Raw genomic sequence first — 25,631 nt, forward strand, 5'->3', positions numbered from 1 at the left:
CACGCCCCTTAAGGGGTAGTTTCGATATAAAGCTGCCCTTCAATTAAAAGGACAATTTGGGAGCGATGGATTCACGAAACCTTTCGGTTCTGCTGAGCATGGCTTGAGGCGAAGTCCGCAAGCGGATTGCACGCCTCGCAGATGGCAACGATGTGGCGGTGGACACTGACGGGAAAGAAGATTCTCATCTGTGACCGGGATCACACGGAGCTGCCGGCGCCATCCGTATCGGCAGAGAAAAGGTGCGCGGGATGAAGCACGCGGATGCGGTTGCGGCTCAGCTCCACCCATCCCCTGCGGCGCCAATTCTGAAGCTGGCGGTTCACGCTTTCGCGGCTGGCGCCGACGAAGATCGCCAATTCCTCCTGGCTCACATGCAGCTCATGGCCGTAATCCTCGCTCAACGCGACGAGCCTATGGGCAAGCCGCGTCTCCAGCGGCAGCAGGGCGCGCTCTTCCATCTGCGCGCTCATCCAGCGGATGCGCTCGCACAAGAGCTCGATGATGCGGATCGCCACCGAAGGGCGCTTTTCGAGGAGGCCGAAGAAATCGCGCCGCAGCACGGTATAGAGCTCCGTCGGCTCGACCGCCACGGCATCGGCGGTCCGCGAGCGTCCATCGAGCAGCGCAACCTCGCCGAAGACATCGCCCGGACCGAGAAGATTGAAGGTCAGCCGCCTGCCGGATGCGCTGCCCGTCGCAATGCGGATCTGCCCGCGCCGCACCGCATAGAGCGCATCGCCCGGATCGCCCTTGAGAAAGAGTGTTTCACCCGCATCGAGCCGGCGCAGCACGCACAACACGGCAATGGCTTCGATAGCCTCGTCGCCCAGGCCCGCGAAGAAGGGATTGACCTTGAGCAGAAGGGCGAGGTTGTGCGGCTCAGCCATGAACGGGCCTTTCGAAAGAGTGACGAACGGCGGCATTGTGACGAAGGTCACAGAAGGAAAGAGAACCGCAAGGCATCATCACTGGCGATGATGGGCGGAACTGACATCCCTTCATCGGCAAAGGCCGGACCGTATCCGGCCAAGTCTAGCATCAAATGTCCTGGGAGGCATGCCATGATGCAGAACACGTCATCTCTTCACGGCTTCCACTTCGCTCATTCGGGATGGTTCATGCGGGCCGTCGCTGAAAGCACCGCCGCATCCGTCCGCTGCTTCGTCTCGCAGATGAAGGAGGCGGCCACGCATGAGCGGGATCGCCGTCATATGGCCAAGTTCGATATGCGCATGCTGAACGATATCGGGCTCGAACCCTTCGACGTCTACTACGGCTGGCGCGGATCCGGCCGGCATCACTGATACCGCTTTCCCGCCGCACTGGAGAACCATCATGGGCATCTACTCTCGCTATATCGGGCCGAAATTCGTCAGCTGTCTCTGCGGGATGGACGACATCACCGCGGAGCGCGAGCGGGTTATTCCTCTGGCTCGTGGCGTGGTGCTCGAAATTGGAATGGGGCCGGGGCTGAACCTGCCGTTCTACAATCCGCTTCTCGTCACGAAGGTGATCGGCGTCGATCCGAACGATGCTTTTCTCCATCTCGGTGAGGAGCGGCAGCGTTCGAGTAGGGTGCCGGTCGACATTGTCCGTGCGCCGGCGGAGGCGCTGCCGCTGGAGGACGGCTCCATCGATACGGCGGTGATCACCTATACCCTCTGCTCGGTGGACGATCCGGAACAGGCCCTGAAGGAAATTCGTCGTGTGCTGAAGCCCGAGGGCAGGGTGCTGTTCCTGGAGCACGGATTGTCGCCAGAAGAGGACGTGGCGCGCTGGCAGCATCGGCTCAACCCGATCTGGCGCTCCCTCGCGGTAGGTTGCAACCTCACGCGCCCCGTGGCGGATCTGCTCACGCAGGCGGGGTTCTCCATTCACGACATGGAGGAATATTATCTCGGTGGAGCCCCGCGCGTGATCGGCTTCCATTGCCGGGGCATCGCGCAGGCCAATTGAGGAAGCGGCGCACGATGATTGCCAAGCTAGGACTATTCTGGGTTTAGCCCGATCCTTCCGAGACTCTCTTAGAGTTGCCGCATGTCGTAGCGGCACTGTCTGCAAGCGTCAAACCCCGGAGAAACCTTCGATTTTCGCGAAATCCTGAATCGACAGGATTCCATATATGTTATAATGTTTAAAGATCGTTCCTTCTGTTACTGAAGACTTCCTGGCAATGAATTTCATCCGGCTGCGTCGCTTGTTTCTGTTTCCCGTCCTGCTGCTTTTGAGCACGGCTCCTGCGCTCGCGGAGGATTGGGTCGTCGCCAAGGTCTCGGGAGAGGCTTGGATTGCGGTTCCGAACGCATCGCCAGCCCGTGCTACGGCCGGGATGCCGATCCCGGACGGAGCGACCTTCTCGACACGCCACAACGGACGGGCGCAGCTGGAGCGTGGGCCCGAGTCCATTCTCGTGAGCCCGAACACGACCATCTCGCCTCAATCGACAACATTCTTCGGCACATCGACCACCATTCATCAGCAGACGGGACGCATCGAACTCGAAGTCGAGAAGCGTAACGTCAAGCATTTCACGGTGAAGACGCCTCTGCTGGCGGCAGTCGTGAAAGGCACTCGCTTCACCGTCTCCGTTACCGCCACCACCGCCGATGTTCAGGTGTCGCGCGGTCTGGTGGAGGTTTCCGATCTCCGGAATGGATCATCCGCCGATGTCGGCTCAGGCCAAAGGGCGACTGTCAGCACCAGCGATGCACGCGGCCCGCAGGTGACGGGTGGAGGATTCACGCCGGACGAACGCAAGGCACGCCGCGACGCTGATGACGCTGGAAAAGGAAAAGGCCAGTCCAGTGGCGGCAAGGGAACCGATGGCAAGTCCGGTGGGGGCAGCCAAGGCGGATCCTCGGGAGCAGGCAGCAGCGGCAGCGCGGGCGGCGGTAAAGGCGGCAACTCTTCCGGCGATGCCGGTGGCGGTAAGGGCGGTTCTTCCGGCGGCAGCGGCAATAACGGTAATGGCGGCGGCTCCGGCGGCAAAGGTGGCGGCGGCTCTTCCGGTGACAACGGCGGTGGCAAGGGCGGCAACAGCGGTAATGGCGGCTCCAGTGGAAACAATGGCGGCGGCAATTCCGGTGGCAACGGTGGTGGCAAAGGCGGCAATAGCGGCTCTGACGGCAAGGGCGGCAATGGCGGTTCCGGCGGCAATGGTGGCGGCAAGGGAAGCGACGGCGGCTCTGGTGGCAACGGCGGCGGTAAGGGCGGCTCCGACGGCAATGGCAACGGTGGTGGCAAAGGCGGCAATGGCGGTTCCGACGGCGGCAAAGGCGGCGGTGGCGGTGGCGGAAAAGGACGTGACCGCTAGCCTCGCATTACATTCAGCGACATCCTTCAGCTGTCGCTGATACCGATCCTCACGCTTCTCACCTGCGAGGGACACGTGCTCCGACACGCGCTCGTCATCTGCATCGTCACTGTCGCCGCAGGGCTTCTGCAGGCGAGCGGCGCGTTCAAGCCGATGCACGATGCATTGACGGAGCTGCGTTTTTCTGCGGCGCCCCGCAATCCCACCGGCAGCATCGTGGTGGTGGAGATCGATGCCAAGAGCATCGCGGCCATCGGTCAATGGCCATGGCCGCGCAGGATCCATGCCGATCTCATTCGCGCCATCGACCGCCTCGATCCATCCGAGATCGCGCTCGATATCGATTTCAGCGCACGTTCCAGCGAAGCCGACGATGCGGCCTTGGAAGCCGCTCTGCGAGAAGCGCGAAGCTCGGTGACGCTTGCGACCTTCCACCAGAAGGCGACATCCGACGCAGATGAGACTAGCATCGTCGCCAATCTTCCCTTGACCCGCTTCCGCGATCATGCCTGGCTCGCAACGGTCAATGTGGAACCGGATTCGGATGGTGCGATCCGGCGTTATCCCTATGGCGCCGTGATCGACGGAAAGCTAATGCCTTCCATCGGCTCTCTCTATGGCGGCGTTGCGGCGGCCGATGGATCGTTTGTTATCGATTACAGCATCGCCGCCGAGCGGATCGAGCGCATTTCGGTGATCGATCTTCTGCAGGGTCGCGCCCAGGAGGCTGACGTCAAAGGTCGCAAGGTCATCGTCGGCGCAAGCGCGATCGAACTGCGTGACATTTTCCAGGTGCCCAGCCACGGCCTCATCTCCGGCTCGCTTTTGCAGGCGATCGGCGCGGAGGCGCTGCTGCAGAAGCGCGCGCTGCAGATGACGGGCCAATGGGTCACAATCGTCGGCCTTATCATGCTGGCGGCCTTCGCCATGGCCATCGCGCGGTTTCGATGGAGCCATGTGCTGCTGGTTCTCTTGAGCGGCGCTGCAGGCCTCGAAGTCCTCGCGCTTGCCCTTCAAGTCATGAAGCCGCTGGTCGTCGATACATCCGCCTGGCATGTGGCCTTGCTTGGCTATGCGGTGGTTGCGGTCGGGCGCGAGATCGACTTGCGCCGCATTCTTCTCGTTCTGGCGAATAGGGACCGCGCCAATATCAAGACCATTCTCGATCAGGTCGTCGCCGACAGTTTCGATGGCATCGTCGTTGTCGATGACGAGGGCGTCGTCCAATCCATCAGCCGATCGGCCGCGCAGATTCTTCAGCCGCGCCGACGCCGTAACTGGATCGGCTTTCCGGCGAAGGAACTTGTGCCGCCCGAGATGGCGAATGCCATGAGGGATGCGATCACGGAGTGCCAGAAGGGCACATGGCAGGCGCATACGCCGCGCGAAATGCATCTGCGCGTCGACGGCAATCAGGAGCGGGTGATCGAGTACATTATCACGCCATCCAAGCTAGAAACTTTGGAAAGTGATCCGTCTTCTTCCGGTGACAGGTTCGCCGTGAGTGTCAGCTTCAGGGATATCACAGAGCGTCGTGCGGCCGAGCAGCGCCTGGAATATCAGGCGCGGTATGACACGCTCACAGGCCTCTCCGGACGCAATCATTTCATGGAAAGCCTTCGCGATGCCGCCAAGTTCGCCGATGCGGAGCGGCCTTCCGGCTGCGTGCTGTATTTCGATCTCGACAGGTTCAAGACCGTCAACGACACGTTCGGCCACGCGACAGGCGACCAGCTTTTGCAGGCAGTCGCGCGCCGTGGACTGGAAATCATCTCTTCTCCTCATCTTCTCGCCCGTTTCGGAGGCGACGAGTTCGCCGTACTCTGGCGCGGCCCGCATCTGAAGGACGAGCTCGATGTATTGGCAAGCCGGCTGATCGAGCAGCTGAGCGATCCTTACGAGATCAACGGTAACCGCCTCGCCATCGGCGCCAGCATCGGCATCGCGATGATCGAGCCCGGAGAGGACGCCGAATCTCTCATGAGGAAGGCTGATGTCGCGCTCTATCGCGCCAAGAAAACCGGCAAGGGCGTTCATTGCTTCTACGAGGCTTCGCTCGAGGCAAGCCTGCGCGCGCGCCAGAAAATGGAGACGGAACTCTGGGAGGCCATGACGCGCCAGGAGTTCCATGTCGCCTATCAGCCGCAATACGATCTGAAGACACGCACACTCGTTGGCGTGGAAGCGCTCCTGCGCTGGCAGCATCCGGAGCGGGGCCTCGTCTCTCCTGCCGAATTCATCCCGGTCGCGGAGGAAATCGGCTTGATGGAGGCGCTCGGAGAATGGGTTCTCATCGAGGCCTGCAAGGACGCCGCGTCCTGGCCCAAACCGATCAAGGTCGCCGTCAATGTTTCCCCGGTTCAGTTCGCACGGGGAGATCTGGCGAAGGCGGTCGAGAAAATTCTTACGCTCACGGGATTGCCTGCGAACCGGCTCGTTCTCGAGATCACGGAGACGATCTTCATTCAGGAAAATGGCGCAGTCCGTCGCGCGATGGATGTTCTGAGGTCCAAGGGCGTGAGCTTCGCCCTCGACGATTTCGGAACAGGATATTCGTCGCTGAGCTATCTGCGCGAATTCAGCATCGACACGATCAAGATCGACCGCTCCTTCGTTCGCGACATTCCGAACGATGCGGGATCGATGGCGATTGTGCAGGCCGTGATCGCCCTGGGCCGGGGCCTCGATATGCGCCTCATGGCCGAGGGTGTCGAAACGCCCGAGCAGATCGAGGCGCTGCGCCAGGCCGGATGCGACGAGGGGCAGGGCTACGGCCTGGGACGGCCTCAGCCGGCGAGCCAGATTGCGGGATTGCTCGCTTAACTCCGTCTTCGGCTTGGTCCTGAGCGATCCGGCCCTACATCCTCGCCGTGCAGGATTCTTCGCCCCCACCACGACGCAGGACGCGTCTTCTCCCGACCCTTGTCGGCCGGCTCGCTCTTGCAGTCCTGCTCGGGCTTCTCATCCTGTCGGGGCTCGTCTGGGGCGGCGCGATTGCCGTCCCCAATCATCTCAACCCCTTCACGCCTCTGCGCGTGGCAGATGAGGTGAACTGGCTGACGCGGATCAAGGTCGCGCGACTCGAGCGGAGCGGCCCGCAATGCCTCGCGGTGCTGACGAATTCTGATGTTGCCTTCAGGCCTGTTCCGGAAAGCCGGGGAGGTGAGGGCTGTTCCTTGCAGAATGCGGTCGAGGTGAGGGAGGCTTCGCGCGCCTTGAGCCGCAGCTTTACGGCCTCATGCCCGCTCGCCGTAGCGTGGGCGATGTTCGACGAGCATGTCCTCGGCCCTGCGGCGCGCCGGCATCTCGGACAGGATGTGGCGCGCGTCGTCCATGTCGGGACTTATGCCTGCCGCAACATCAATCATCGTTCCGACGGGCGGCGCAGCGAGCATGCGACGGCCAATGCCATCGACATTGCCGGCTTCGTTTTGACGGATGGGAGAGAAGTCACGTTGGAGCGCGACTGGAATGGAAAAGATGCGCCACGCGCGGCCTTCTTGCGTGCCTTGCGCGATGGCGCCTGTGAGATCTTCGATGTCGTCCTCAGCCCCGCTTATAATGAGGCGCACCGTGATCACTTTCATTTCGACATGGGCGCTTATCGCGCCTGTCGGTGAGGAAGCCCTGACGGCCTCAGTTGACGGCGTATGAGGGAGTGGCGCCCATGAGCGCGGCCTTGGCGGCCAAGAGCAGCGCTTCGCCCAGCTCGCGCGCATGCTCCGGCGTCATCGCCACCGGCAGCTGCCGGCGCACGCCGCTCTCATACTCCTCCGGCGTCGAGGCCATCTCGATCACCATCATCGCGTCGCGGCCATCGAGCGTGCCGACGGAGAAGCTGGTGAGAGCGCCGATCAGGTCCATGTCAGGTTTCATTGTTTTTGCCCCTACGTTTGTTGTTGGGAAGTATTTACCGAATCCCGCAAACCCTGTCTGCTCTCCGCCCAGAGAGTGGATTGTGTTACATCGCCAAAATTGAATGAAAATAAGGGGTTGAGGCCAAATTATTCTCGCATTTTCTCGAGCGGATAGTTGCAGGTGACAAAGAGGAAGGGACTTTGGGAAGTCGATGAAACCTTGGATCGATCTTAAATGCCGCAAGAGATTCTCGTGACATTCACCCAAGGTAATATTATGTTATAAAGATTATCCGAAGAGGGTGGGAGCAGAGGCGTCGCTCCCGATCATTCTGCAAGGCTTAGAGATTTCGAACCATAGGGGCATTCGGTTGTGTGGGTGAGGCTTGTTAGCAGCTGGTCTCGGAGTCCGATCTGGGGAGAGGCATGAGCCTTCCGCCCCACAGAAAGACTCCCGGCCGCAGCGCCGGTGAGAAGGCGCCCCTTGTGACCGAGGCTTATTCCTGGGGCCGAATGCCTATCGGCGCGCCGGAAGCATGGCCTCAATATCTGCGAACCCTCGTCACCGTGATGTTCGGCTCCCGCCAACCCATGTTCATCTTGTGGGGCGCGGATCGGATCATGTTCTACAACGAAGGCTATGCCCCCATTCTCGAGCAGCGTCACCCGACGGCTTTGGGCAAGCCCTTTGCCCAGGTCTGGCCGGAGCACGTGCAGGAAGCCGAGGCGATCATCGGCAAGGCCTGCGCAGGCGAGGCAGCCCACTTCGACGATTTGACATTCGTCCTGCGCCGCACGGGCTATTCGGGCGAAGTGCCTTACAGTTTCTCCTGCTCTCCCATTCATGACGAGAAAGGGCGCGTGCAGGGCACGCTCTGGATCTACGGCGCGAGCGTCGCGCAGGAGCGCGCGGAAAAGCATCTGCGCTTCAGGCTCGAGCTCGATCAGCGCCTGCGCTACATCAACGATCCGCGTGAAGTCATGGCTGCCACGGCCGAAATGCTCGGACGGCACATGAATGCCTCGCGCGTCAATTACGGATATATCGAGGACACGCCGGACGGAGAGATCTTCGTTGTCGAGCGCGATTGGACCGACGGGAAGGCTCCGAGCCTCGTCGGGCGCTATCCTGTCGAGTCTTTCGGCGCACCTCTGGTCGAGGTGCTAAGGGCCGGCAACACGGTTTGCTTGCACGATGCATTCGACGATCAGCTGACGGCAGGCGAGGGGATTGCTGCAACTTATGCCGCCATCGGCGCAAGGTCAGGCATCACGGTTCCTCTCATCAAGGGAGGCCGTATCGGAGCAGCCCTTCTCGTGCATCAGGTCGATCCGCGCCATTGGCGCGAGGACGAAGAAGTTCTGGTGCGACAGGTGGCCGAGCGGACATGGGACGCTGTCGAGCGTGCGCGCGTCGAGACTGCCCTGCGCGAAAGCGAAGAGCGCATGCGCGATATCCTGGAGAGCATCAACGACGCTTTTTATGCGGTCGGCAAGGATTGGCGCTTCACCTACATCAACCAGAAAACGGAAGAGTTGTGGGGCCGGAAGCGCGAAGACCTGATGGGCAAGGTCTTCTGGGATGAATTTCCCGACATGGCCGGCAGCGAGATCCACAAGGCGCACATCCTTGCGATGGAGAGTCGGGTTCCCATGCGCCTGGAAACCATCTCGCCGCTCACTCAGCAATGGCTGGAGATCAGCATCTTCCCCACGGCCGACGGCGGCCTGTCGACCTATTTCCGCAATGTGTCCGACCGCAAGAATGCGGAGGAGCATCGCGAGTTGCTCATCCATGAATTGAACCATCGCGTGAAGAACACTCTGGCGACTGTTCAATCCATCGCCGCCCAGACCCTGCGCAATGCAGGCGCTTCCCAGGAGGCGCGCATGGCGTTCGAGGCGCGCTTGTTCGCGCTGTCGCGTGCGCATGACGTTCTGACGCGCGAGAACTGGGAAGGCGCTTCCTTGCGCGAAATCGTTGCTCAATCCATCGAGCCCTATCGCGGGCTAGGTGAAACGCGTGTGAGCGGCGAGGGGCCGGAGGTGCGTTTGTCGCCACGCATGGCGCTTGCTCTCTCCATGGCCTTGCAGGAACTGGCGACCAATGCCGCGAAGCATGGAGCGCTTGCCAATGGATCGGGACAGGTCGCCATCATCTGGTCCCTCGACGAGACATCCCAACCCGCCCGCCTGCATCTGCGCTGGGAGGAGAAGGGTGGCGCGCCGGTCAGGCCGCCTCAGCGACGCGGATTCGGAACGCGACTGATTGAGCGGAGCCTTGCTTCCGATCTTCAGGGCCATGTCATGATCGACTTCGCGCCGGGCGGCGTCGTTTGCACCATCGATGCGCCGATGGATGAGAGCGGCCTTCCCGTCTATGGCAGTCCTCTCAAGAAATCCGCTTTCGCCGCTTAAGGGCGGACAAGATCGCTGCTGCCTTTCAAAGGCCATGGTCCTCTTTGAAGCTTACGCTTGAGCGAGTTCAGGCGACGCCTTCTGCCTGCATGGGGAAAGGCGCCGATCTTTATTCGTGGTCCAAGCGTATCAAAGTGCAGCTTGAGACGTTGAGAGAGGGGTGCTGGACCCTATCCGCTGGGCGCAGGGGGCGGAGGTCGTCATGCTTCGTCTTTTCCGGTGTTGTCTTGCGTGCCTTGTCTTGGCCTTCTGTTTTTTGATCAGGGGGACAGCGTTCGCCGATCCTCAGCTTGATGTCGCCCTCGTGATCGCGGTGGACGTGTCGTCATCCATGGAGGCCGACGAGCAGGGATTGCAACGGGCCGGCTTCGTCGAGGCCTTCCGCTCCTCCCTGGTGCATGAGGCCATTCGAAACGGTGCGACAGGGCGCATCGCGGTGACCTATGTCGAGTGGTCGGGCGTCAAGGATCAGGTTGTGCTCGTTCCATGGATGGTCATCGACGGTCCCGACAAGGCGAAAGCCTTTGCCGCCCATCTCGCCAGCAAACCCATCCGCCAGGCCGGCATGACGTCGATCTCCGGCGTCATCGATTTCAGCCGCGGTCTTTTCTCGGAACTCGGTCGCATCTCGGCAAGGCGCGTCATCGACATCTCCGGCGATGGTCCCAGCAATGACGGGCGCAGGGTCGTTTTCGCGCGGGACGAGGCGGTTGCCGAGGGTATCATCATCAATGGCCTGCCCATCATGTTCGCGCGTACCGGAGGCAATTCGGAGATGGAGGGGCTCGATACCTATTATCGCGAATGCGTCATTGGCGGCGCGGGCTCTTTCGTGATGCCCCTTCACGATGCCGAGCAATTCGCCATGGTGATCCGCACGAAGATCATGCGCGAGGTCGCGGGCAATGAGAGCTTCTCTTCGAATATCATCCCCGCTGTGTCGCGTATGAATTGCGCAACCGGTGAAAAGAAGAAGGAAGGCGAGGATCCTGGCGCGGAAAGCGATCCCTGAGAAGTCGCTGACGAGGCGCGCCAAGCCTCAGCGCATGAGGCCCGCCGCCTTCAAGGCGCGTGTGATCACGCTGCCCACATCCGGAATGGAAGACGACACCGGCTCCGCGCGCTCCTCGCTTTGCTTCGGATGAGCCTGTGCAGGCTCCTCGCGCAGCATGGCCTGTGGTGTCTCGCGTGGCTGCCGACGTGGTGCAGCATCTGTCGTGAGGCCCCAGAATTGCGCGATGTGGTAGCTCGAGGAAATTCCGACCTCCAACAGGAACGGGCCTGCGACGCCGTAATGGTTGTCGCCATCGCCTGTCGCGAGCGGCGTTCCATGCGCCATGCCCGTGATGACATATTCCTCGATCACATCCTCACCGGCATCGTTCGTCCAGATGCGGCGCGGGTAACCGTCCACCGTTTCACTGCGACTCGGAAGGGGAGGCAAACCGTGAACATTCGTCCATTGCTTGATGATCTCGCCCGCATTGAGCGGCTTCACGGTGGCATCAGCGCTGCCGTGCCAGACGGAAACTTTCGGCCAGGGGCCGCGATGTGATGAAGCGCGGCGAACGAGATCGCCCCATTCCCGCGAGGGGCGTGACTGTCCCTGGAACATGCACTCGAAGGCTTGCGGCACGCTCGTGGCGCAGCGATAGGGCAGGCCCGCAATGATCGCGCCGCCTGCGAAGACTTCCGGATAGGTGGCCAGCATGGTCGCTGTCATGGCGCCGCCCGCCGACAGGCCTGTTACGAAAATCCTGGAGCGGTCGATGCCGTGGTCGCGGGCGGCGCGTTCCACCATCTCGCGGATCGAAGCGGCCTCACCCGCGCCACGTTCGGTATCGGCGGGTTGGAACCAGTTGAAGCAGCGCTTGGGGTTGTTGGCTTCCTGCTGCTCGGGGAAGAGCGCGACGAAGCCGTAGCGCTCCGCCAGGACCGACCAACCGGAGCCGTAATCGTAGCCCGCGGCATTTTGCGTGCAGCCGTGAAGAACCACGACGAGAGCGGGCGAGGCGGAGAGTTCCTGCGGCGCATAGGTGAACATGCGCAGATTGCCGGGATTGGTGCCGAACTCGCGCACCTCAGTGAGGCGGCTCGGAGCCGTCGGGGAGGGCCCCTGAGAGGCTGCATCCGCAGCCGAGGCTTTCATCAATCCTTCCCATTGGTTCCGGTAGCGGGCCAACTGGTGGATCATGGTCCCTAAGCGCTGCATTGGTGTTATCCATCTTCGGCAATTGAGAGATGGATAACACCGGAAGCAGCAATACGTTGCAATGCAAAAATTTATGGTGCGGTGCAATAAATCGTCAAAAGCTTGTATTCCGCCGATAATTGGCCGGAATACATACCTGCTCTTAATTGAGAACGTATGAGGGAGTATCGCCCATGAGCGCGGCCTTGGCGGCCAAGAGCAGCGCTTCGCCCAGCTCGCGCGCATGCTCCGGCGTCATCGCCACCGGCAGCTGCCGGCGCACGCCGCTCTCATACTCCTCCGGCGTCGATGCCATCTCGATCACCATCATCGCGTCGCGGCCGTCGAGCGTGCCGACGGAGAAGCTGGTGAGCGCGCCGATCAGGTCCATGTCAGGTTTCATTGTTCTGCCCCTACGTTCGTTGTTGAGAAGAACTTAGCGAATCCGTCGAACCTTGTCTGCTCTCCAGCTAGAGAGTGGATTATGTTACTATAGATGGGAGCGTATTCGCCCTGCTTTCAGCTTAGCTGTTCTTGAGGTTTTCATAGGTCACAAATGTAAGGCCGGAACGTTTCCGCTCCGGCCTGAACACTTCCTCAGCGGCGCTTGTCGTTGGCGCGCTTCTTATCCTTAGGGCCCTTGTGATCCTTGGGCCCCTTATGGGCGCGAGGCGGCTTGTCGTCATAAGCGCGCTTGTCGTCACGTGGGCCTTTGCGCTCCGAGAACTCGCCCTTTCCCTTCGGGCCTTTGCGTTCGGAGAACTCGCCCTTGTCCTTGAAAGGCTTCTCCTTGAAGGGCTTGTCCTTGAAAGACTTGCGCTCCCCAAACTCACCCTTTTCCTTGGGGCCCTTGCTCTTGGGCCCGTCCCAGGATTTCGCGCCCGACGATTTCCCGCCAAAGGATTTTCCGCCCGCAGGCTTGTCGAAGGACTTGCCGCCACCACTATGCGGCGCATCCGCCGGCTCGATGCGGATGTCTTCGTCATTGGCCTTGCGCACGGCGGCTGCGAATTTCGGCGCGTGGGATTGCGCGATCTGGAATTTCGACTCGCGGTCGAAAATCTTGATCGAACCGATCTCCTTTTTCGTCACATGGCCGAGACGGCAGATGATCGGCAGCAGCCAACGCGGATCCGCATTGTTGCGGCGTCCGACGCTCATGCGGAACCACACCATGTCTTCCGACGAGCCGTAAGCACCATCCTCCGACGAACCGCGACCCCAGCTCTTGCCGCCACTGGCGCGCTCGTCCTGGCGTTCGCGCTTGTCCTTGCGCTCCCGCGTCGGGCGGCTCTCGCCCGGATCAAAGACTTCTTCGGGGGCGGGCAGGCGCGAGCGGTGGAAGCGCGCCAGCGCGTTGGCGATGTCCTCGGCGGATTTCTGCTCAAGCAGCACGCGCGCCGTGGCGATATCTTCTTCCGTGCTTTCCTCGGAGAAGATCGGGTCCTGCATGAACCGCTCGCGGTCGAGCTTGCGAATGTCGTCTGCTGACGGCGGCCCGTCCCACGTCACGTCGATGCCGGCCTGATCGATCAGGCGCTCGGCTTTGCGGCGGCGCGTATAGGGCACGAGCATCACGCACACGCCCTTGCGGCCCGCGCGTCCCGTGCGGCCGCTGCGGTGCAGAAGCGTTTCGTGATCGTTCGACAGATCGAAGTGAATGACGAGGCCGAGATCAGGCAGGTCGATGCCGCGTGCAGCGACGTCGGTGGCAACGCACACGCGGGCGCGTCCGTCGCGCAAAGCCTGCAGCGCATGGCTGCGCTCGCTCTGGCTGAGTTCGCCGGAGAGGGCGACCGCCGCGAAGCCGCGTTCGACAAGGCTCGCATGCAGATGACGCACCGCCTCACGCGTATGGCAGAACACCATCGTAGCGCGGCTCTCATAGAAGCGCAGCAGGTTGACCGTCGCGAGCTCGACCTCGTTCGGCGCGCAGCGGACGGCGCGATATTCGATGTCGCCATGCGACTGGTTCTCGACCAGCGTGTCGATGCGGTGAGCATCGCGCTGATAGCGGCGCGCAAGAGCGACGATGTTCTTCGGCAGGGTTGCGGAGAAGAGCAGCGTGCGGCGCTCTTCCGGCGTCGCATCGAGAATGAATTCGAGATCCTCGCGGAAGCCGAGATCGAGCATCTCGTCGGCTTCGTCGAGCACAACCACCTTCATCTTCGAGGTGTCGAGGCGTCCGCGCTCCAGGTGGTCGCGCAAACGGCCCGGCGTGCCGACGACGATGTGGCAGCCGTCTTCGAGCGCGCGCTGCTCGCGGCGCACATCCATGCCGCCGACGCAGGAAACGACGCGCGCGCCGGCAGGGCCGTAGAGCCAGATCAGCTCGCGGTTCACCTGCAGCGCCAGCTCGCGGGTCGGCGCGATGATCAGCGCCAGCGGCTCGCGCGGCGCGCCGAAGCGTTCCGCATCGCCGAGAAGGGTCGAGGCCATGGCGAGGCCATAGGCCACCGTCTTGCCGGAGCCGGTCTGAGCGGAGACGAGAAGGTCACGGTCGAGGGCGTCTTCGTCGAGAACGGCGGCCTGGACCGGAGTGGGGTCGTTATAGCCTTTGTCGGCGAGAGCGCGATCGAGGCTGGGATTGGATTTAGGAAAGGGCATGAAACAGGGCTGAACCAGTTGGAGGAAGTCTGTCGCGACTTCGATAAATGTGATCAGCCAGAGGCAGCGCCGTCGTCTATTTCGTCGATGGATACCAGGAACACGACATCGATATTGATATCGCCTGAATCGTCGTCGTCTTCGATCTCGTCCTCGTCCTCTTCGTCCAGAACCTCGTAGAAGGCATCGATTTCACCCTCGGATGCCGGTCTGGTTGTCAAGGCAGCTGAGCCGTCCCACAGGAAGCGGCCCTCGCTCTTAAACGACTTCAGGTCATCTTTAAAGCTCTCGCTCAAAAAGAGATCCTGGGCCTGATCCTGTTGGGCATTGGTTACGGCAACCGCCTTGCCGGCAATTTCCAGGGTCACCATTGGTGTGTCCTTCATGGCTTGATCATCTGCTAACGCGCATCGTGGCGTTTCGATCAATCAAGCTTAGGCTTGAGAACCTTACAACGTATAGCGCAGGGCCTCTCCGGCGGATTGCAGGGCGGGCAGGAAGCGCTCCTCCATCTCGGAAGCGGGCACGCGGGCCGCCTGGGCGCTGATGTTGAGGGCGATGGTGACCTGGCCATTCTTCAGCACCAGCGGCACCGCGATGGAGCGCAGGCCGAATTCCAGCTCCTCGTTGACGATGGCGTAGCCCTGCTGGCGCGTTGCTTCCAGCACGGCGCGAAACGCATCCTTGTCCGTGATGGTCTTCGGCGTCCGGGGCTCCAGGCGCACGCGCTGGAGATAGGCCTCGACCGTATCGGGAGGCTGGTAGGCCAGGATCGCTCGCCCCAGGGAGGTGCAATAGGCGGGCAGGCGACTGCCGACGCCTAAGCCGATGGACATGATGCGGCGCGTGGCGGAACGGGCGATGTAGACGATATCATCCCCATCCAGCACCGCGGCCGAACTCGATTCGCCCGTTTCCTCCGAGATCCGCTCCAGGAAGGGCTGAAGGCGCGTCGGCAGGGCGGTGGAGGAGAGATAGGCATAGCCGAGCCTGAGAATGCGCGGGCTCAAGGAGAAATGGCGCCCGTCGAAATCGGCATAGTTGAGACGGGTGAGGGTGCGCAGATACCGCCGTGCCGCCGCGCGGGTGATGCCTGTGATCTTGGCGACGTCCGACAGGGTCAGGCGAGGGCGGCTGGCATCGAAGGCTTCGATAACCAGAAGGCCCTTCTCGAGACTCGCGACGAAATCGCGGTCCTCACTGCCCTGATTGTCGGCGCCCTCGGCCTGCATGATGCTCTCCAAAGAGTGCGGTCTTCGACTCAAGGCGTCTTGACACAACACCCCTGAATCGTCCTTGATGTTCGATATGGTAATCAATGTTCGCAATGCGCACAAGATGGTTGCCGTGCAAACAGTGAGATCCCGGTCCGGCATAAAGAGACACGGCGACTCGGAGGGAAGGAAACGAGGATGACAGCAGGCAAGAGAATTCTCGGCGCAGCCATCGGTGCGTTGCTGATAGGCTCCGTCTCGGCACAGGCCGACACCATCAAGGTCGGCATCATCGGCCCGTTCTCGGGTCCGTTCGCCCTGCAGGGCAAGAATTTCCAGGCGGGCGTGGAAGCCTACATGGCGCTCAACGGCAAGACCGCGAAGGGCCACACTATCGAGGTCATCTATCGCGACCTTCCGGCAGCGAACCCCGCGCAGTCCCGCGCGCTCGCGCAGGAACTCGTGGTGAAGGAGAAGGTGCAGTATCTCGGCGGCGTCTATTTCACGCCGGATGCGATGGCGATCACGCCGCTGCTCGCCCAAGCCAACACCCCGCTCGTCATCTTCAACGCGGCGACTTCCGCCATCATGAACACCTCGCCGCTGGTGGTGCGCACCTCGTTCACCACCGCGCAGACGACGACGCCTCTCGGCAAGGTCGCCATCGATGAGGGTGTGAAGAAGGCCATCACCATTGTCAGCGATTACGGCCCCGGCGTGGATGCGGAGAACGCGTTCAAGAAGGCGTTCGAAGCAGCCGGCGGGCAGGTGGTGGAAGCCATCCGCATGCCGATGAACACCACCGATTTCAGCCCGATCATGCAGCGCGTGCGCGATTCAGGCGCAGGCGGTCTCTTCGCGTTCCTGCCCTCCGGCCCGCCGACTCTCGGCTTCACGAAGGCGTATAACGAGACGGGGTTGAAGAAGGCCGGCATCAAGTTCTATGCGCCGGGCGATCTCACACAGGAATCCGATCTGCCCGCGCTCGGCGAGGCGGCGGAAGGCCTGAAGACAAGCTTCCACTACGCTGTGTCGCATGACAGCCCGGAGAACAAGAAGTTCGTGGAGGCCGCCACCAAGGCTATCGGCGGTGCGGACCAGCTCTCGTTCCCGTCTGTCGGCGCCTATGACGGCATGCATGTCATCTACAAGATGATCGAAGCCACCGACGGCAAGCAGGACGCGCAGAAGGCCGTTGACGCGGTGAAGGGCCTGTCCTGGACAAGCCCGCGCGGACCTGTGCGTATCGAACCCGATACGCGCCACATCACGCAGAACATCTATCTGCGCGAGGTTGCCAAGGGTTCGGACGGCAAGCTGATCAACAAGGAAGTGCAGACCTTCCCGAACCAGAAGGATCCCGGTCTCGCCACGCAGTAAGGCGACCGGATTCTGGATGAGCGCAACCATCGTCCGGTTGCGCTCATCGTCTTTCCTTTTCGAGCCTACCAAGCGCGCGAGCGGAACCTTGTGATGCAGACGATCTTCAGCATAGGCATCGACGCCCTGGCCTTCGGCATGGTGCTGTTCATCATCTGCATCGGTCTGTCGCTGACGATGGGACTGATGCGGGTGGTCAATCTCGCCCATGGCGCCTTCGCGATGATCGCGGGCTACATTGCCTCCTATGCCGCGCGCGATCTCGGCCTCGGCTATGCGGTTGCGATCTTTCTCGCCATCATCGGCACCATCGTCATCTCCATCCCGCTGGAGCGGTTCCTGTATCGCCGCATCTATGGCAGCCCCGAACTGACCCAGGTGCTGATGACCATCGGCATCACCTTCTGCGTGATCGGCATCACCAATTACTTCTTCGGCCCGACGCTGAAGACCATTCCGCTGCCTCAGGCTCTGAGCCAGCCCGTTGATTTGGGCTTTCGCACAATCGCCGCGCATCGTCTCTTCGTGATCGCCTGCGGCGCGGTGGTCGCGGGCGGGTTGTGGTATCTCATCGAGCGCACGAGTTTCGGCATCAAACTGCGCGCGACCGTCGACAACGCGGCCATGAGCGATGCGCTCGGCGTGCGCACGCAGGTGGTCTACGCCATCAGCTTCGCCATCGCCATCGGCCTTGCGGCTCTCGGCGGCGTGGTCGGCGCGGAGTTCCTGCCCATCGAGCCCTATTATGCCCTGCGCTACATGGTGATGTTCCTCGTTGTCGTCTCGGTCGGCGGCGCGGGCTCCATCCTCGGCGCGGTGATCGCATGTCTTGTGCTCGGGCTGGTGGATACGACGGGGCGTTATCTCATGCCCGATTTCGGCAACTTTTTCTTCTACGCGGCGGTGATCCTCATCGTCTGCCTGTTCCCCCGCGGTTTCTTCGGAAGGGCGCAGTAAGATGCAGACATTGGTTCAGACCGGAGCTGTAACGAAGGTCCACTCGGTAAGACGCCCTTGGCTGCGCGACGTGATCGGTATTCTCGCCATCGTCATCGCGGGAGCGGTCGGCTACTGGCTCTTTCCGGACAACCTCGCGCTGCTCACGCGGATCATCGCGGTTGCTCTTCTCGTGCTGTCGATCGATCTCATCGTCGGCTATTGCGGCGTGGCCACGCTCGGCCAAGCGGCTCTGTTCGGCGCGGGCGCTTATGCGGCAGGCATCGCCTGCGTAAACGGTGTCACGGAACCGATGACGCTGATCGCCATCGGCGGCACTGCGGGTGCTGTTGCGGGCCTTCTGATGGGCACCATTATGCTGCGCGCGCATGGCCTCGCACAGCTCGTTCTCTCCATCGCCATCGTGCAGCTCTTCCATGAGGCTGCGAACAAGGCATCCTCCATCACGGGCGGCAGCGATGGCCTCGCCGGATTGATGATAAGTCCGCTCTTCGGCATCTTCGAGTTCGATCTGTGGGGCAAGACGGCCTATCTCATGGGCCTTGCCCTGCTGCTTCTCGTCTTCATCGCGCTCAAGTTCGTCGTCTCGTCGCCTTTCGGCATGCTCTGCCGTGGCATCAAGCAGGATCCGTTGCGCATCCGCGCCATGGGTGCCTTCGTCTTCCCCGTTCTTCTGAAGATGTTCGTGATCTCCGGCGCGGTGGCGGGCATGGGCGGCGCGCTGGCTGCCATCTCCACGCAGGTTGTCGGCCTCGACAGCGTCAGCTTCGAGCTCTCCGCCAATGCGCTCGTGATGCTGGTGCTCGGCGGCCTTGGCACGCTTTACGGCGCGCTCATCGGCACCGTGATCTTCATGGGCTTCGAGCATGTGGTCTCGTCCATCAACCCGTTCCATTGGATGACGATGGTCGGCGCGTTGCTGATCGCCGTGGTGCTGGCAGCGCCCGGAGGCTTGAGCAGCCTTGTCGAGAAGGTCAGGGGAGAGAAGGCATGAGCGATCTCTTCCGCGTCGAGAACCTCTCCAAGTCATTCGGCGGTCTGGCGGTCAGCCGCGACATTTCTCTCTCCATGGCTGCAGGCGAGCGTCTGGCGCTCATCGGCCCGAATGGTGCGGGCAAAACGACCTTCGTCAATCTGGTCACGGGCCAGCTCAAGCCCGGCGCGGGACGCGTGATCCTCGGCGGTGAGGATGTCACGCAGCTTGGAGCCGTGCGGCGTGTACGCAAAGGGCTGGTGCGCACCTTCCAGGTGACGCGACTTTTCTCCGAGCTGACGCCCGAGGAACATGTCACCCTCACAGTGCTGCAGCGCGAGGGAAAGGCTTCGCGCATCCTGAGTCGTTTTCGCGGCAATTCCGGCGTGGCAGACGAGGTGCACGATATTCTCGGCGCGTTGGGCCTGTTGGAAGTCGCCCGCCGCAAGGTCGGCCAGATCGCCTATGGCCAGCAACGTCTTCTCGAAATCGCCATCGCGCTTGCTTTGAAGCCGAAAGTGCTGCTGCTGGACGAGCCCGCCGCAGGCGTGCCCTCCGTCGATACACCGCGCATCGAGCAGGCGCTGGAACGTCTGCCGTCGAGCCTCGCGGTTCTGATGATCGAGCACGACATGGACCTTGTCTTCCGCTTCGCCAAGCGCGTGGTGGTGCTGGCGGCGGGCGAGATCATTTTCGAGGGAGCGCCGTCGGAAGTCGCAGCCGATCCAAAAGTCCGCGAAGCCTATTTGGGGAATTACGCTCATGCCCGCAGCGTCGCTTGAAGTGCGCAACTTGAGCGCGGGCTATGGCCCGACAGTGGTGCTGGAGGATGTGTCCTTCTCCGTACCGTCCGGCGCGCGCCTTTCGATCCTCGGCCGCAACGGCATGGGCAAGACCACGTTGCTCTCGACGTTGATGGGCATGAACCGGCGCTATGGCGGCGAGATCCTCGTCGGCGGCAAGGATCTCTCATCCCTGAAGAGTTCGGAGCGCGCCCGCCAGGGTGTCGGCCTCGTGCCGCAGACGCGAGACATTTTCCGTTCGCTGAGCGTGGAGGAAAATCTCATCGTCGGCATCAAGGATCGCCCACGCAGCGTCATCCAGGAAGCCTACGACATGTTTCCGCGTCTCTACGAGCGCCGCAACAATCTCGGCTGGCAATTGTCCGGCGGCGAGCAGCAGATGCTTTCCACGGCGCGCACGATCTTAGGGAAACCGTCTGTCCTGCTTCTCGACGAGCCGCTTGAAGGCCTCGCTCCCGTGATCTGCGAGGAGTTGATGACGGCCTTCACGCGCCTGGCCTCCAGCGGAGAGATGACGGTGCTGCTGGTCGAGCAGCGTCTCGAGAGCGCGCTCGACTTTGCCGAGACCGTTCTGATTTTGGAAAGAGGCCGCATCGTTTGGCAGGGCGCGAGCGAGACTTTGAGGAGCGAGAGCGGCCTGATCGAGCATTACATCGGCGTCGGCTCGTTGCATTGAGGGTGGACATGGCATTCGTACGGGTAAATGGCGTCGTTCTGCATCACCAGGTCATCGGGCGGCCTGATGCGCCTGCGCTCGTCTTCAACAACTCGCTCGGCAGCGATTTTCGCATCTGGCAGGATGTCGCGCCTCACTTCGCCGACCGTTTCCGCGTCGTGCTCTATGACAAGCGCGGGCACGGTCTCTCCGATGCGCCGCCTGCGCCCTATAGCATCGACGATCATGCGGATGACCTCTTCGCACTTCTCGATCATCTGAAGATCGCGAGCGCCGCTCTCATCGGCTTGTCCGTCGGCGGCATGATCGCGCAGCGCGCCGCAATCATAGCCCCCCAACGCGTCAAGGCTCTCGTGCTCTGCTGCACGGCGGCGAAGATCGGCACGCCGGAACTCTGGACTCAGCGCATCGGTGCCGTGGAGCAGAGCGGAATCGAACCCATCGTTGAGAGCGTTCTGCAGCGCTGGTTCACGCCGGCCTTTCACGAGGCCCGCAAGGACGAACTGGCAGGATGGCGCAACATGCTGGTGCGCATGCCCGCTCACGGCTACGCCGGAACCTGCGCCGCCATCCGCGATGCGGACCTCACATCGGATGCCGGAAATATCGCGGTGCCGACCCTCTGCGTAGCGGGCAATCAGGATGGCTCCACGCCTGCCGATGTAGTGCAGGGCACGGCCAATCTCATTCCGGGCGCCCGCTTCAAACTGATCGATGGCTGTGGGCACATTCCTTGCATCGAGAAGCCTGCGGCTCTCACGCAGCTCATTCAATCCCATCTTCAGGAGGCTGGCCTTGTCTGATCAAAGCGAACGCTACAAGGCCGGTATGGCGGTCCGCCGTCAGGTTCTCGGCGATGCACATGTGGATCGCGCCAGCGCGCAGATGACGGAGTTCGATGCCGATTTCCAGACCTTCATCACCGAAGGCGCCTGGGGCTCGGTGTGGGCGCGCCCGCATTTTTCCAAGCGCGAGCGCTCCATCGTCACCATCGCGCTCCTCGCGGCTCTGGGGCAGGACGAAGAGGTCGCCATGCATGTGCGCGCCACGCGCAATACCGGCGCGACGAAGGACGACATTCGCGAGGCTCTTCTGCACGTGGCGGTCTATGCGGGCGTGCCTGCGGCCAATCACGCCTTCAAGATTGTGAAGAAGACCTTTGAGGAAATGGACAAGGCCGAGGCGCAATAACAACGGCGTTCTGCAGGGAGGCAGCCATGTCGGATCAAGGATCATTCTATCAGCGGGACAGAAGCTGGCATCCGCCGGCCTTCACGCCGCAATACAAGACCTCCATCCTGCGTTCCCCGCAATATCCGCTGCTCTCGCTCGAGAACACGATCTCCGAACTGACGGGACCTGTCTTCGGGCACGACAAGCTCGGGCCGCTCGACAACGACCTGATCCGCAACTTCGCCAAGACGGGCGATGCCATCGGCCAGCGCATCATCGTCTATGGCCGCGTGCTCGATGAGAACGCGCGTCCCGTGCCCGGTGCGCTCGTGGAATTCTGGCAGGCGAATGCGGGCGGGCGTTACCGGCACAAGAAGGAAACCTATCTTGCCCCGCTCGATCCAAATTTCGGCGGCTGCGGACGCGTGATCACGGACGAAGAAGGGCGTTACTGGATCCGCACCATCAAGCCCGGCGCTTACCCTTGGCCGAACGGCGTCAACGACTGGCGACCCGCGCATATCCATTTCTCGGTCTTCGGCCATGCCTTCGCGCAGCGCCTGATCTCGCAGCTCTATTTCGAGGGCGATCCGATGATCTGGCAATGTCCCATCGTCTCGACCATTCCCGACAAGCAGGCCATCGAGCGGCTGATCGCAGCGCTCGACCGCGAGAACACGCTGCCGATGGATGCTCTCGCCTACAAGTTCGACATCGTGCTGCGCGGCCGCCGCTCGACCATGTTCGAAAACCGTATGGAGGGGAACTGATGGTCCAGAAACTCGACAGGTTGAAGGAAACTCCCTCGCAGACGGCAGGACCTTATGTCCATATCGGCGCGACGCCGAACTGGGTCGAGATCACGGGCGTGTGGAACGAGGATCTCGGCCTCGTTCTCGTTGCGCCCGAGACCAAGGGCGAGCGCATCATCGTGAAAGGCCGCATCTTCGACGGCAGCGGAACGCCGCTGAAAGATGCGCTGGTCGAGATATGGCAGGCGGATGCGCAAGGCCTCTACAACAGCCCGCAGGAAAAACGCGGAAAAGCCGATCCGCATTTTACAGGCTGGGGGCGGCAGCCGACGGACGGAACGACGGGCGAATACAAGTTCGAGACGATCAAGCCGGGCCGCGTTCCTTACAAGGAAAGTCGCCTCATGGCGCCGCACATCACGTTCTGGATCGTGGCGCGGGGCATCAATATTGGCCTTCATACCCGCATGTATTTCGGCGACGAGGAAAAGGCCAACGGGGAATGCCCCGTGCTCGCGCGCATCGAGCACAAGGTGAGGGTGCCGACCCTCATCGCTTCGCGCAGCGAGGAGAACGGCATGCCCACCTATACCTTCGACATCCATCTGCAGGGTGAGAAGGAAACTGTGTTTTTCGATATTTGAACCCCGCAAGGCGGGCGACCTTTCGAGAGAAAGCGTCGGTTCCGGAAGCGGGAGGAGCCTCGAATGGATAAGACAATCAGCACTCTGGCCGAGGCCGTTGCGGAAATCGGTGATGGCGCAACGGTGATGATCGGCGGCTTCGGTGGTTCGGGCTCCCCGATCGAGCTGATCCATGCGCTGATCGACCGGTTCCGCGAGACCGGCAGTCCAAGAAACCTGACTGTGGTGAACAACAACGCAGGCAACGGCCATGTCGGGCTTGCAGCATTGATCGAACACGGAATGGTGCAAAAACTGATCTGCTCTTTTCCGCGCTCGGCCGATCCCCGTGTCTTCACCGAGAAGTATCTGGCCGGAGAAATCGAGCTGGAACTGGTTCCGCAAGGCACGCTGGCCGAACGCATCCGCGCGGGCGGGGCGGGCATTCCGGCCTTCTACACGCCGACTGCTTATGGCACCGATCTCGCTAAAGGTAAGGTGATCGCAGAATTCGAGGGACGGCCCTACGTGCAGGAGCGCTGGCTCAAGGCCGATTTTGCGCTGGTGAAGGCGCATCTGGGGGATCGGCAGGGTAACCTGACCTACAACAAGGCCGCACGGAACTTCAATCCGCTGATGTGCATGGCGGCCGCGACCACGATCGTGCAGGTCACGCGCATCGTGGAGCCGGGCAGCATCGATCCCGAGCATGTGGTGACCCCCGGAATCTTCGTGCAGGGCCTCGTCGAGGTGTTCGATCCTCAACAGGAAGAAGTCCTGAACCGCGCTGGAGCGCATCATCCATGACTCTCAAGCTTTCCAACGCACAGATCGCCTGGCGTGCCGCGCAGGACATTCAGGATGGCGCCTATGTCAACCTTGGCATCGGTTTCCCGGAAATGGTGGCCCAGTATCAGCCTCCCGGTCGGCAGGCCATCTTTCATACCGAGAACGGCATTTTGAATTTCGGTGAATCTCCCGCGGAGGGGAGCGAGGATTGGGATCTGATCAACGCCGGAAAGAAGGCCGTCACGCTCAATCCGGGCGCCGCCTTCTTCCATCATGCCGACAGCTTCGCCATGGTGCGGGGCGGGCATTTGGATGTTGCGATCCTCGGCGCCTATCAGGTGGCCGAGAATGGCGATCTGGCGAACTGGAGCACCGGACCTAAAGGGGTTCCGGCCGTCGGCGGGGCGATGGACCTTGTCCACGGCGCCAAGCGAGTGGCGGTGATTACCGATCACGTCACGAAGGACGGCAAGCCCAAGCTGGTGAAAAGCTGCACCCTCCCGTTGACCGGCGTCGGCTGCGTGACGCGTGTCTATACAAGCCTCGCGGTGATCGACATCGAGGGCGGCCATTTTGTGCTGCGCGAGAAGCTGCCCGCATTGTCGCTTGAGGCGCTGCAAGCTCAGACCGGCGCCGAGTTGTTTACCAAGGGTCCCGTGGCTGACCTGATCGTTCCGGAGCTGTGATATGCGTGAGGCTTACATCTGCGCCTATGTGCGCACGCCCATCGGCCGCTACGGCGGCACCCTGTCCAGCGTGCGCACGGACGATCTCGGCGCCGTGCCGTTGAAGGCGCTAATGGAGCGTCACTCGAAGGTTGATTTCGAAGCTGTCGACGATGTGATCTTCGGCTGCGCCAACCAGGCGGGCGAGGACAACCGCAACGTCGCCCGCATGGCCCTGCTGCTGGCGGGGCTTCCCGGTTCCGTGCCCGGCACAACCATCAACCGCCTCTGCGGCTCCGGCATGGATGCGGTGATCACGGCGGCGCGTGCCATCAAGGCTGGCGAGGCCGAACTGATGATCGCGGGCGGCGTCGAATCCATGTCGCGTGCGCCTTTTGTGATGCCCAAGGCCGAAACTGCCTTCTCCCGTGCCGCCGAGATCCATGACACCACCATCGGCTGGCGCTTCATCAATCCGCTGATGAAGCAACAATACGGCGTCGATTCCATGCCCGAGACGGGCGAGAACGTGGCCGAGGATTATCGCGTGTCGCGTCAGGATCAGGACGCGTTTGCCCTGCGCTCGCAACAGAAGGCCGCTGCCGCGCAGGAGAACGGGCGTTTCGCGCAGGAGATCGTTCCCGTGACCATCCCGCGCCGCAAGGGCGATCCGGTGATCGTGGACAAGGACGAGCATCCGCGCGGCGACACTACGCTGGAGCAGCTGTCCAAGCTGTCGACGCCGTTCCGCAAGGACGGCACGGTGACGGCAGGCAATGCGTCGGGCGTGAATGATGGCGCGGCGGCTCTCATCATCGCTTCCGAGGATGCGGTGCGACGATACGGCCTGGAGCCCATTGCGCGTGTCGTGGGCGGAGCAGCAGCAGGCGTTCCGCCGCGTATCATGGGCATCGGACCGGTCCCGGCAACGCAGAAGCTCTGCGCGCGTCTTGGGCTGAAGCCGAGCGATTTCGATGTGGTGGAGCTGAACGAGGCGTTTGCCAGCCAGGGCATCGCGGTTTTGCGCGAGCTCGGCATCGCGGAGGATGCGGCGCATGTGAATCCGAATGGCGGGGCGATCGCGCTCGGCCATCCGCTCGGCATGTCGGGGGCGCGCATTACCGGCACGGCGGCATTGGAGCTGAAGCTGAAGACGAAGAGGCGGGCGCTTGCCACCATGTGCGTCGGTGTCGGCCAGGGCATCGCCATCGCGCTTGAAGCAGTTTGAGATAACGCA

Annotated in this window: 26 protein-coding genes; 19 read left to right on the plus strand and 7 right to left on the minus strand. The window is 62.0% G+C overall.

Features of this window, described 5'->3' with window-relative positions; all coding sequences use genetic code 11:
- Positions 1–200 precede the first annotated feature (200 nt).
- On the minus strand, positions 201–890 hold the full coding sequence (locus tag MJ639_RS10550) for a Crp/Fnr family transcriptional regulator (RefSeq protein WP_243371444.1): 690 nt from the start codon (positions 888–890) through the stop codon (positions 201–203).
- A gap of 174 nt (positions 891–1,064) precedes the next feature.
- Between MJ639_RS10550 and MJ639_RS10555 the strand changes: the two genes are divergently transcribed.
- The 5 genes from MJ639_RS10555 (at position 1,065) to MJ639_RS10575 (ending at position 6,936) form a co-directional block, all read left to right on the plus strand.
- Positions 1,065–1,307, plus strand: coding sequence for a hypothetical protein (locus MJ639_RS10555; protein WP_243371446.1), 243 nt, complete (start codon positions 1,065–1,067; stop codon positions 1,305–1,307).
- Between the two features lie 31 nt (positions 1,308–1,338).
- A complete protein-coding gene (locus tag MJ639_RS10560; RefSeq protein WP_243371448.1) occupies positions 1,339–1,959 on the plus strand; it encodes a class I SAM-dependent methyltransferase in 621 nt (206 codons plus the stop codon).
- Between the two features lie 217 nt (positions 1,960–2,176).
- Positions 2,177–3,316: a FecR domain-containing protein gene (locus MJ639_RS10565; RefSeq protein WP_243371450.1), complete on the plus strand. Its 1,140-nt coding sequence runs from the start codon at positions 2,177–2,179 to the stop codon at positions 3,314–3,316.
- Between the two features lie 75 nt (positions 3,317–3,391).
- Positions 3,392–6,139 (plus strand): EAL domain-containing protein, encoded by a 2,748-nt coding sequence (locus tag MJ639_RS10570; RefSeq protein ID WP_243371458.1) that lies wholly within the window; start codon positions 3,392–3,394, stop codon positions 6,137–6,139.
- 47 nt (positions 6,140–6,186) lie between these two features.
- Positions 6,187–6,936 (plus strand): extensin-like domain-containing protein, encoded by a 750-nt coding sequence (locus MJ639_RS10575; RefSeq protein WP_243371466.1) that lies wholly within the window; start codon positions 6,187–6,189, stop codon positions 6,934–6,936.
- A 16-nt stretch (positions 6,937–6,952) separates the two neighbouring features.
- Here the strand turns inward: MJ639_RS10575 and MJ639_RS10580 are convergent, their stop codons facing one another.
- On the minus strand, positions 6,953–7,192 hold the full coding sequence (locus MJ639_RS10580; protein ID WP_243371468.1) for a hypothetical protein: 240 nt from the start codon (positions 7,190–7,192) through the stop codon (positions 6,953–6,955).
- Positions 7,193–7,599: 407 nt separating this feature from the next.
- Between MJ639_RS10580 and MJ639_RS10585 the strand changes: the two genes are divergently transcribed.
- A complete protein-coding gene (locus MJ639_RS10585; RefSeq protein ID WP_243371470.1) occupies positions 7,600–9,591 on the plus strand; it encodes a PAS domain-containing sensor histidine kinase in 1,992 nt (663 codons plus the stop codon).
- A gap of 202 nt (positions 9,592–9,793) precedes the next feature.
- Entirely contained in the window at positions 9,794–10,603 is an 810-nt protein-coding gene (locus tag MJ639_RS10590; protein ID WP_279306591.1) for a DUF1194 domain-containing protein, read from the plus strand.
- A gap of 27 nt (positions 10,604–10,630) precedes the next feature.
- Here the strand turns inward: MJ639_RS10590 and MJ639_RS10595 are convergent, their stop codons facing one another.
- The 5 genes from MJ639_RS10595 to MJ639_RS10615 form a co-directional block, all read right to left on the minus strand.
- Complete coding sequence (locus tag MJ639_RS10595) at positions 10,631–11,803, minus strand: extracellular catalytic domain type 1 short-chain-length polyhydroxyalkanoate depolymerase (protein WP_243371480.1); 1,173 nt, start codon at positions 11,801–11,803, stop codon at positions 10,631–10,633.
- A 142-nt stretch (positions 11,804–11,945) separates the two neighbouring features.
- Positions 11,946–12,185: a hypothetical protein gene (locus tag MJ639_RS10600; protein WP_243371482.1), complete on the minus strand. Its 240-nt coding sequence runs from the start codon at positions 12,183–12,185 to the stop codon at positions 11,946–11,948.
- 194 nt (positions 12,186–12,379) lie between these two features.
- Positions 12,380–14,389 (minus strand): DEAD/DEAH box helicase, encoded by a 2,010-nt coding sequence (locus MJ639_RS10605; RefSeq protein ID WP_243371484.1) that lies wholly within the window; start codon positions 14,387–14,389, stop codon positions 12,380–12,382.
- Positions 14,390–14,442: 53 nt separating this feature from the next.
- On the minus strand, positions 14,443–14,760 hold the full coding sequence (locus tag MJ639_RS10610) for a hypothetical protein (RefSeq protein ID WP_243371486.1): 318 nt from the start codon (positions 14,758–14,760) through the stop codon (positions 14,443–14,445).
- 78 nt (positions 14,761–14,838) lie between these two features.
- Complete coding sequence (locus MJ639_RS10615) at positions 14,839–15,621, minus strand: IclR family transcriptional regulator (protein ID WP_243371488.1); 783 nt, start codon at positions 15,619–15,621, stop codon at positions 14,839–14,841.
- A 180-nt stretch (positions 15,622–15,801) separates the two neighbouring features.
- Here MJ639_RS10615 and MJ639_RS10620 point away from each other — a divergent pair, with 180 nt between their 5' ends.
- From MJ639_RS10620 to pcaF, 12 genes are all read left to right on the plus strand, one after another.
- Positions 15,802–16,983, plus strand: coding sequence for an ABC transporter substrate-binding protein (locus MJ639_RS10620; RefSeq protein ID WP_243371490.1), 1,182 nt, complete (start codon positions 15,802–15,804; stop codon positions 16,981–16,983).
- Positions 16,984–17,076: 93 nt separating this feature from the next.
- Positions 17,077–17,940: a branched-chain amino acid ABC transporter permease gene (locus tag MJ639_RS10625; protein ID WP_243371492.1), complete on the plus strand. Its 864-nt coding sequence runs from the start codon at positions 17,077–17,079 to the stop codon at positions 17,938–17,940.
- 1 nt (position 17,941) lies between these two features.
- Positions 17,942–18,934: a branched-chain amino acid ABC transporter permease gene (locus tag MJ639_RS10630; RefSeq protein ID WP_243371494.1), complete on the plus strand. Its 993-nt coding sequence runs from the start codon at positions 17,942–17,944 to the stop codon at positions 18,932–18,934.
- On the plus strand, positions 18,931–19,695 hold the full coding sequence (locus MJ639_RS10635) for an ABC transporter ATP-binding protein (protein ID WP_243371495.1): 765 nt from the start codon (positions 18,931–18,933) through the stop codon (positions 19,693–19,695). The genes MJ639_RS10630 and MJ639_RS10635 overlap by 4 nt, the downstream gene beginning before the upstream one ends.
- Positions 19,676–20,392: an ABC transporter ATP-binding protein gene (locus MJ639_RS10640; RefSeq protein ID WP_243371497.1), complete on the plus strand. Its 717-nt coding sequence runs from the start codon at positions 19,676–19,678 to the stop codon at positions 20,390–20,392. Before MJ639_RS10635 ends, MJ639_RS10640 begins: the two co-directional genes overlap by 20 nt.
- Before the next feature lie 8 nt (positions 20,393–20,400).
- Positions 20,401–21,195, plus strand: coding sequence for a 3-oxoadipate enol-lactonase (pcaD, locus tag MJ639_RS10645; RefSeq protein ID WP_243371498.1), 795 nt, complete (start codon positions 20,401–20,403; stop codon positions 21,193–21,195).
- 25 nt (positions 21,196–21,220) lie between these two features.
- Entirely contained in the window at positions 21,221–21,583 is a 363-nt protein-coding gene (gene pcaC, locus MJ639_RS10650) for a 4-carboxymuconolactone decarboxylase (protein ID WP_243372022.1), read from the plus strand.
- Positions 21,584–21,609: 26 nt separating this feature from the next.
- Positions 21,610–22,335: a protocatechuate 3,4-dioxygenase subunit beta gene (pcaH, locus tag MJ639_RS10655; RefSeq protein ID WP_243371500.1), complete on the plus strand. Its 726-nt coding sequence runs from the start codon at positions 21,610–21,612 to the stop codon at positions 22,333–22,335.
- Complete coding sequence (gene pcaG / locus MJ639_RS10660; protein WP_243371503.1) at positions 22,335–22,961, plus strand: protocatechuate 3,4-dioxygenase subunit alpha; 627 nt, start codon at positions 22,335–22,337, stop codon at positions 22,959–22,961. The genes pcaH and pcaG overlap by 1 nt, the downstream gene beginning before the upstream one ends.
- A 63-nt stretch (positions 22,962–23,024) precedes the next feature.
- A complete protein-coding gene (locus tag MJ639_RS10665) occupies positions 23,025–23,747 on the plus strand; it encodes a 3-oxoacid CoA-transferase subunit A (RefSeq protein ID WP_243371506.1) in 723 nt (240 codons plus the stop codon).
- Positions 23,744–24,415, plus strand: a complete 672-nt coding sequence (locus MJ639_RS10670) for a 3-oxoacid CoA-transferase subunit B (RefSeq protein ID WP_243371508.1) — start codon at positions 23,744–23,746, stop codon at positions 24,413–24,415. Before MJ639_RS10665 ends, MJ639_RS10670 begins: the two co-directional genes overlap by 4 nt.
- A gap of 1 nt (position 24,416) precedes the next feature.
- Positions 24,417–25,622 carry a 3-oxoadipyl-CoA thiolase gene (pcaF, locus tag MJ639_RS10675; protein ID WP_243371510.1) on the plus strand — a complete coding sequence of 402 codons (1,206 nt, stop codon included), beginning with the start codon at positions 24,417–24,419 and terminating at the stop codon, positions 25,620–25,622.
- Positions 25,623–25,631: the final 9 nt, after the last annotated feature.

The sequence above is a fragment of the Microvirga solisilvae genome (assembly GCF_022808595.1).
In the GTDB taxonomy this organism is placed as follows: domain Bacteria; phylum Pseudomonadota; class Alphaproteobacteria; order Rhizobiales; family Beijerinckiaceae; genus Microvirga; species Microvirga solisilvae.

Bases quoted from the DNA above. Each gene is read 5' to 3' on its own strand.
- MJ639_RS10620 (WP_243371490.1), top strand. From the start codon at position 15,802: ATGACAGCAGGCAAGAGAATTCTCGGCGCAGCCATCGGTGCGTTGCTG.
- MJ639_RS10625 (WP_243371492.1), top strand. From the start codon at position 17,077: ATGCAGACGATCTTCAGCATAGGCATCGACGCCCTGGCCTTCGGCATG.
- MJ639_RS10580 (WP_243371468.1), bottom strand. From the start codon at position 7,192: ATGAAACCTGACATGGACCTGATCGGCGCTCTCACCAGCTTCTCCGTC.
- MJ639_RS10555 (WP_243371446.1), top strand. From the start codon at position 1,065: ATGATGCAGAACACGTCATCTCTTCACGGCTTCCACTTCGCTCATTCG.
- MJ639_RS10670 (WP_243371508.1), top strand. From the start codon at position 23,744: ATGACTCTCAAGCTTTCCAACGCACAGATCGCCTGGCGTGCCGCGCAG.
- MJ639_RS10615 (WP_243371488.1), bottom strand. From the start codon at position 15,621: ATGCAGGCCGAGGGCGCCGACAATCAGGGCAGTGAGGACCGCGATTTC.
- MJ639_RS10640 (WP_243371497.1), top strand. From the start codon at position 19,676: ATGCCCGCAGCGTCGCTTGAAGTGCGCAACTTGAGCGCGGGCTATGGC.
- MJ639_RS10590 (WP_279306591.1), top strand. From the start codon at position 9,794: ATGCTTCGTCTTTTCCGGTGTTGTCTTGCGTGCCTTGTCTTGGCCTTC.
- pcaF (WP_243371510.1), top strand. From the start codon at position 24,417: ATGCGTGAGGCTTACATCTGCGCCTATGTGCGCACGCCCATCGGCCGC.
- MJ639_RS10610 (WP_243371486.1), bottom strand. From the start codon at position 14,760: ATGGTGACCCTGGAAATTGCCGGCAAGGCGGTTGCCGTAACCAATGCC.
- MJ639_RS10600 (WP_243371482.1), bottom strand. From the start codon at position 12,185: ATGAAACCTGACATGGACCTGATCGGCGCGCTCACCAGCTTCTCCGTC.
- pcaH (WP_243371500.1), top strand. From the start codon at position 21,610: ATGTCGGATCAAGGATCATTCTATCAGCGGGACAGAAGCTGGCATCCG.
- MJ639_RS10585 (WP_243371470.1), top strand. From the start codon at position 7,600: ATGAGCCTTCCGCCCCACAGAAAGACTCCCGGCCGCAGCGCCGGTGAG.
- MJ639_RS10560 (WP_243371448.1), top strand. From the start codon at position 1,339: ATGGGCATCTACTCTCGCTATATCGGGCCGAAATTCGTCAGCTGTCTC.
- MJ639_RS10605 (WP_243371484.1), bottom strand. From the start codon at position 14,389: ATGCCCTTTCCTAAATCCAATCCCAGCCTCGATCGCGCTCTCGCCGAC.
- MJ639_RS10550 (WP_243371444.1), bottom strand. From the start codon at position 890: ATGGCTGAGCCGCACAACCTCGCCCTTCTGCTCAAGGTCAATCCCTTC.
- pcaC (WP_243372022.1), top strand. From the start codon at position 21,221: ATGGCGGTCCGCCGTCAGGTTCTCGGCGATGCACATGTGGATCGCGCC.
- MJ639_RS10635 (WP_243371495.1), top strand. From the start codon at position 18,931: ATGAGCGATCTCTTCCGCGTCGAGAACCTCTCCAAGTCATTCGGCGGT.
- MJ639_RS10565 (WP_243371450.1), top strand. From the start codon at position 2,177: ATGAATTTCATCCGGCTGCGTCGCTTGTTTCTGTTTCCCGTCCTGCTG.
- pcaD (WP_243371498.1), top strand. From the start codon at position 20,401: ATGGCATTCGTACGGGTAAATGGCGTCGTTCTGCATCACCAGGTCATC.
- MJ639_RS10595 (WP_243371480.1), bottom strand. From the start codon at position 11,803: ATGCAGCGCTTAGGGACCATGATCCACCAGTTGGCCCGCTACCGGAAC.
- pcaG (WP_243371503.1), top strand. From the start codon at position 22,335: ATGGTCCAGAAACTCGACAGGTTGAAGGAAACTCCCTCGCAGACGGCA.
- MJ639_RS10630 (WP_243371494.1), top strand. From the start codon at position 17,942: ATGCAGACATTGGTTCAGACCGGAGCTGTAACGAAGGTCCACTCGGTA.
- MJ639_RS10665 (WP_243371506.1), top strand. From the start codon at position 23,025: ATGGATAAGACAATCAGCACTCTGGCCGAGGCCGTTGCGGAAATCGGT.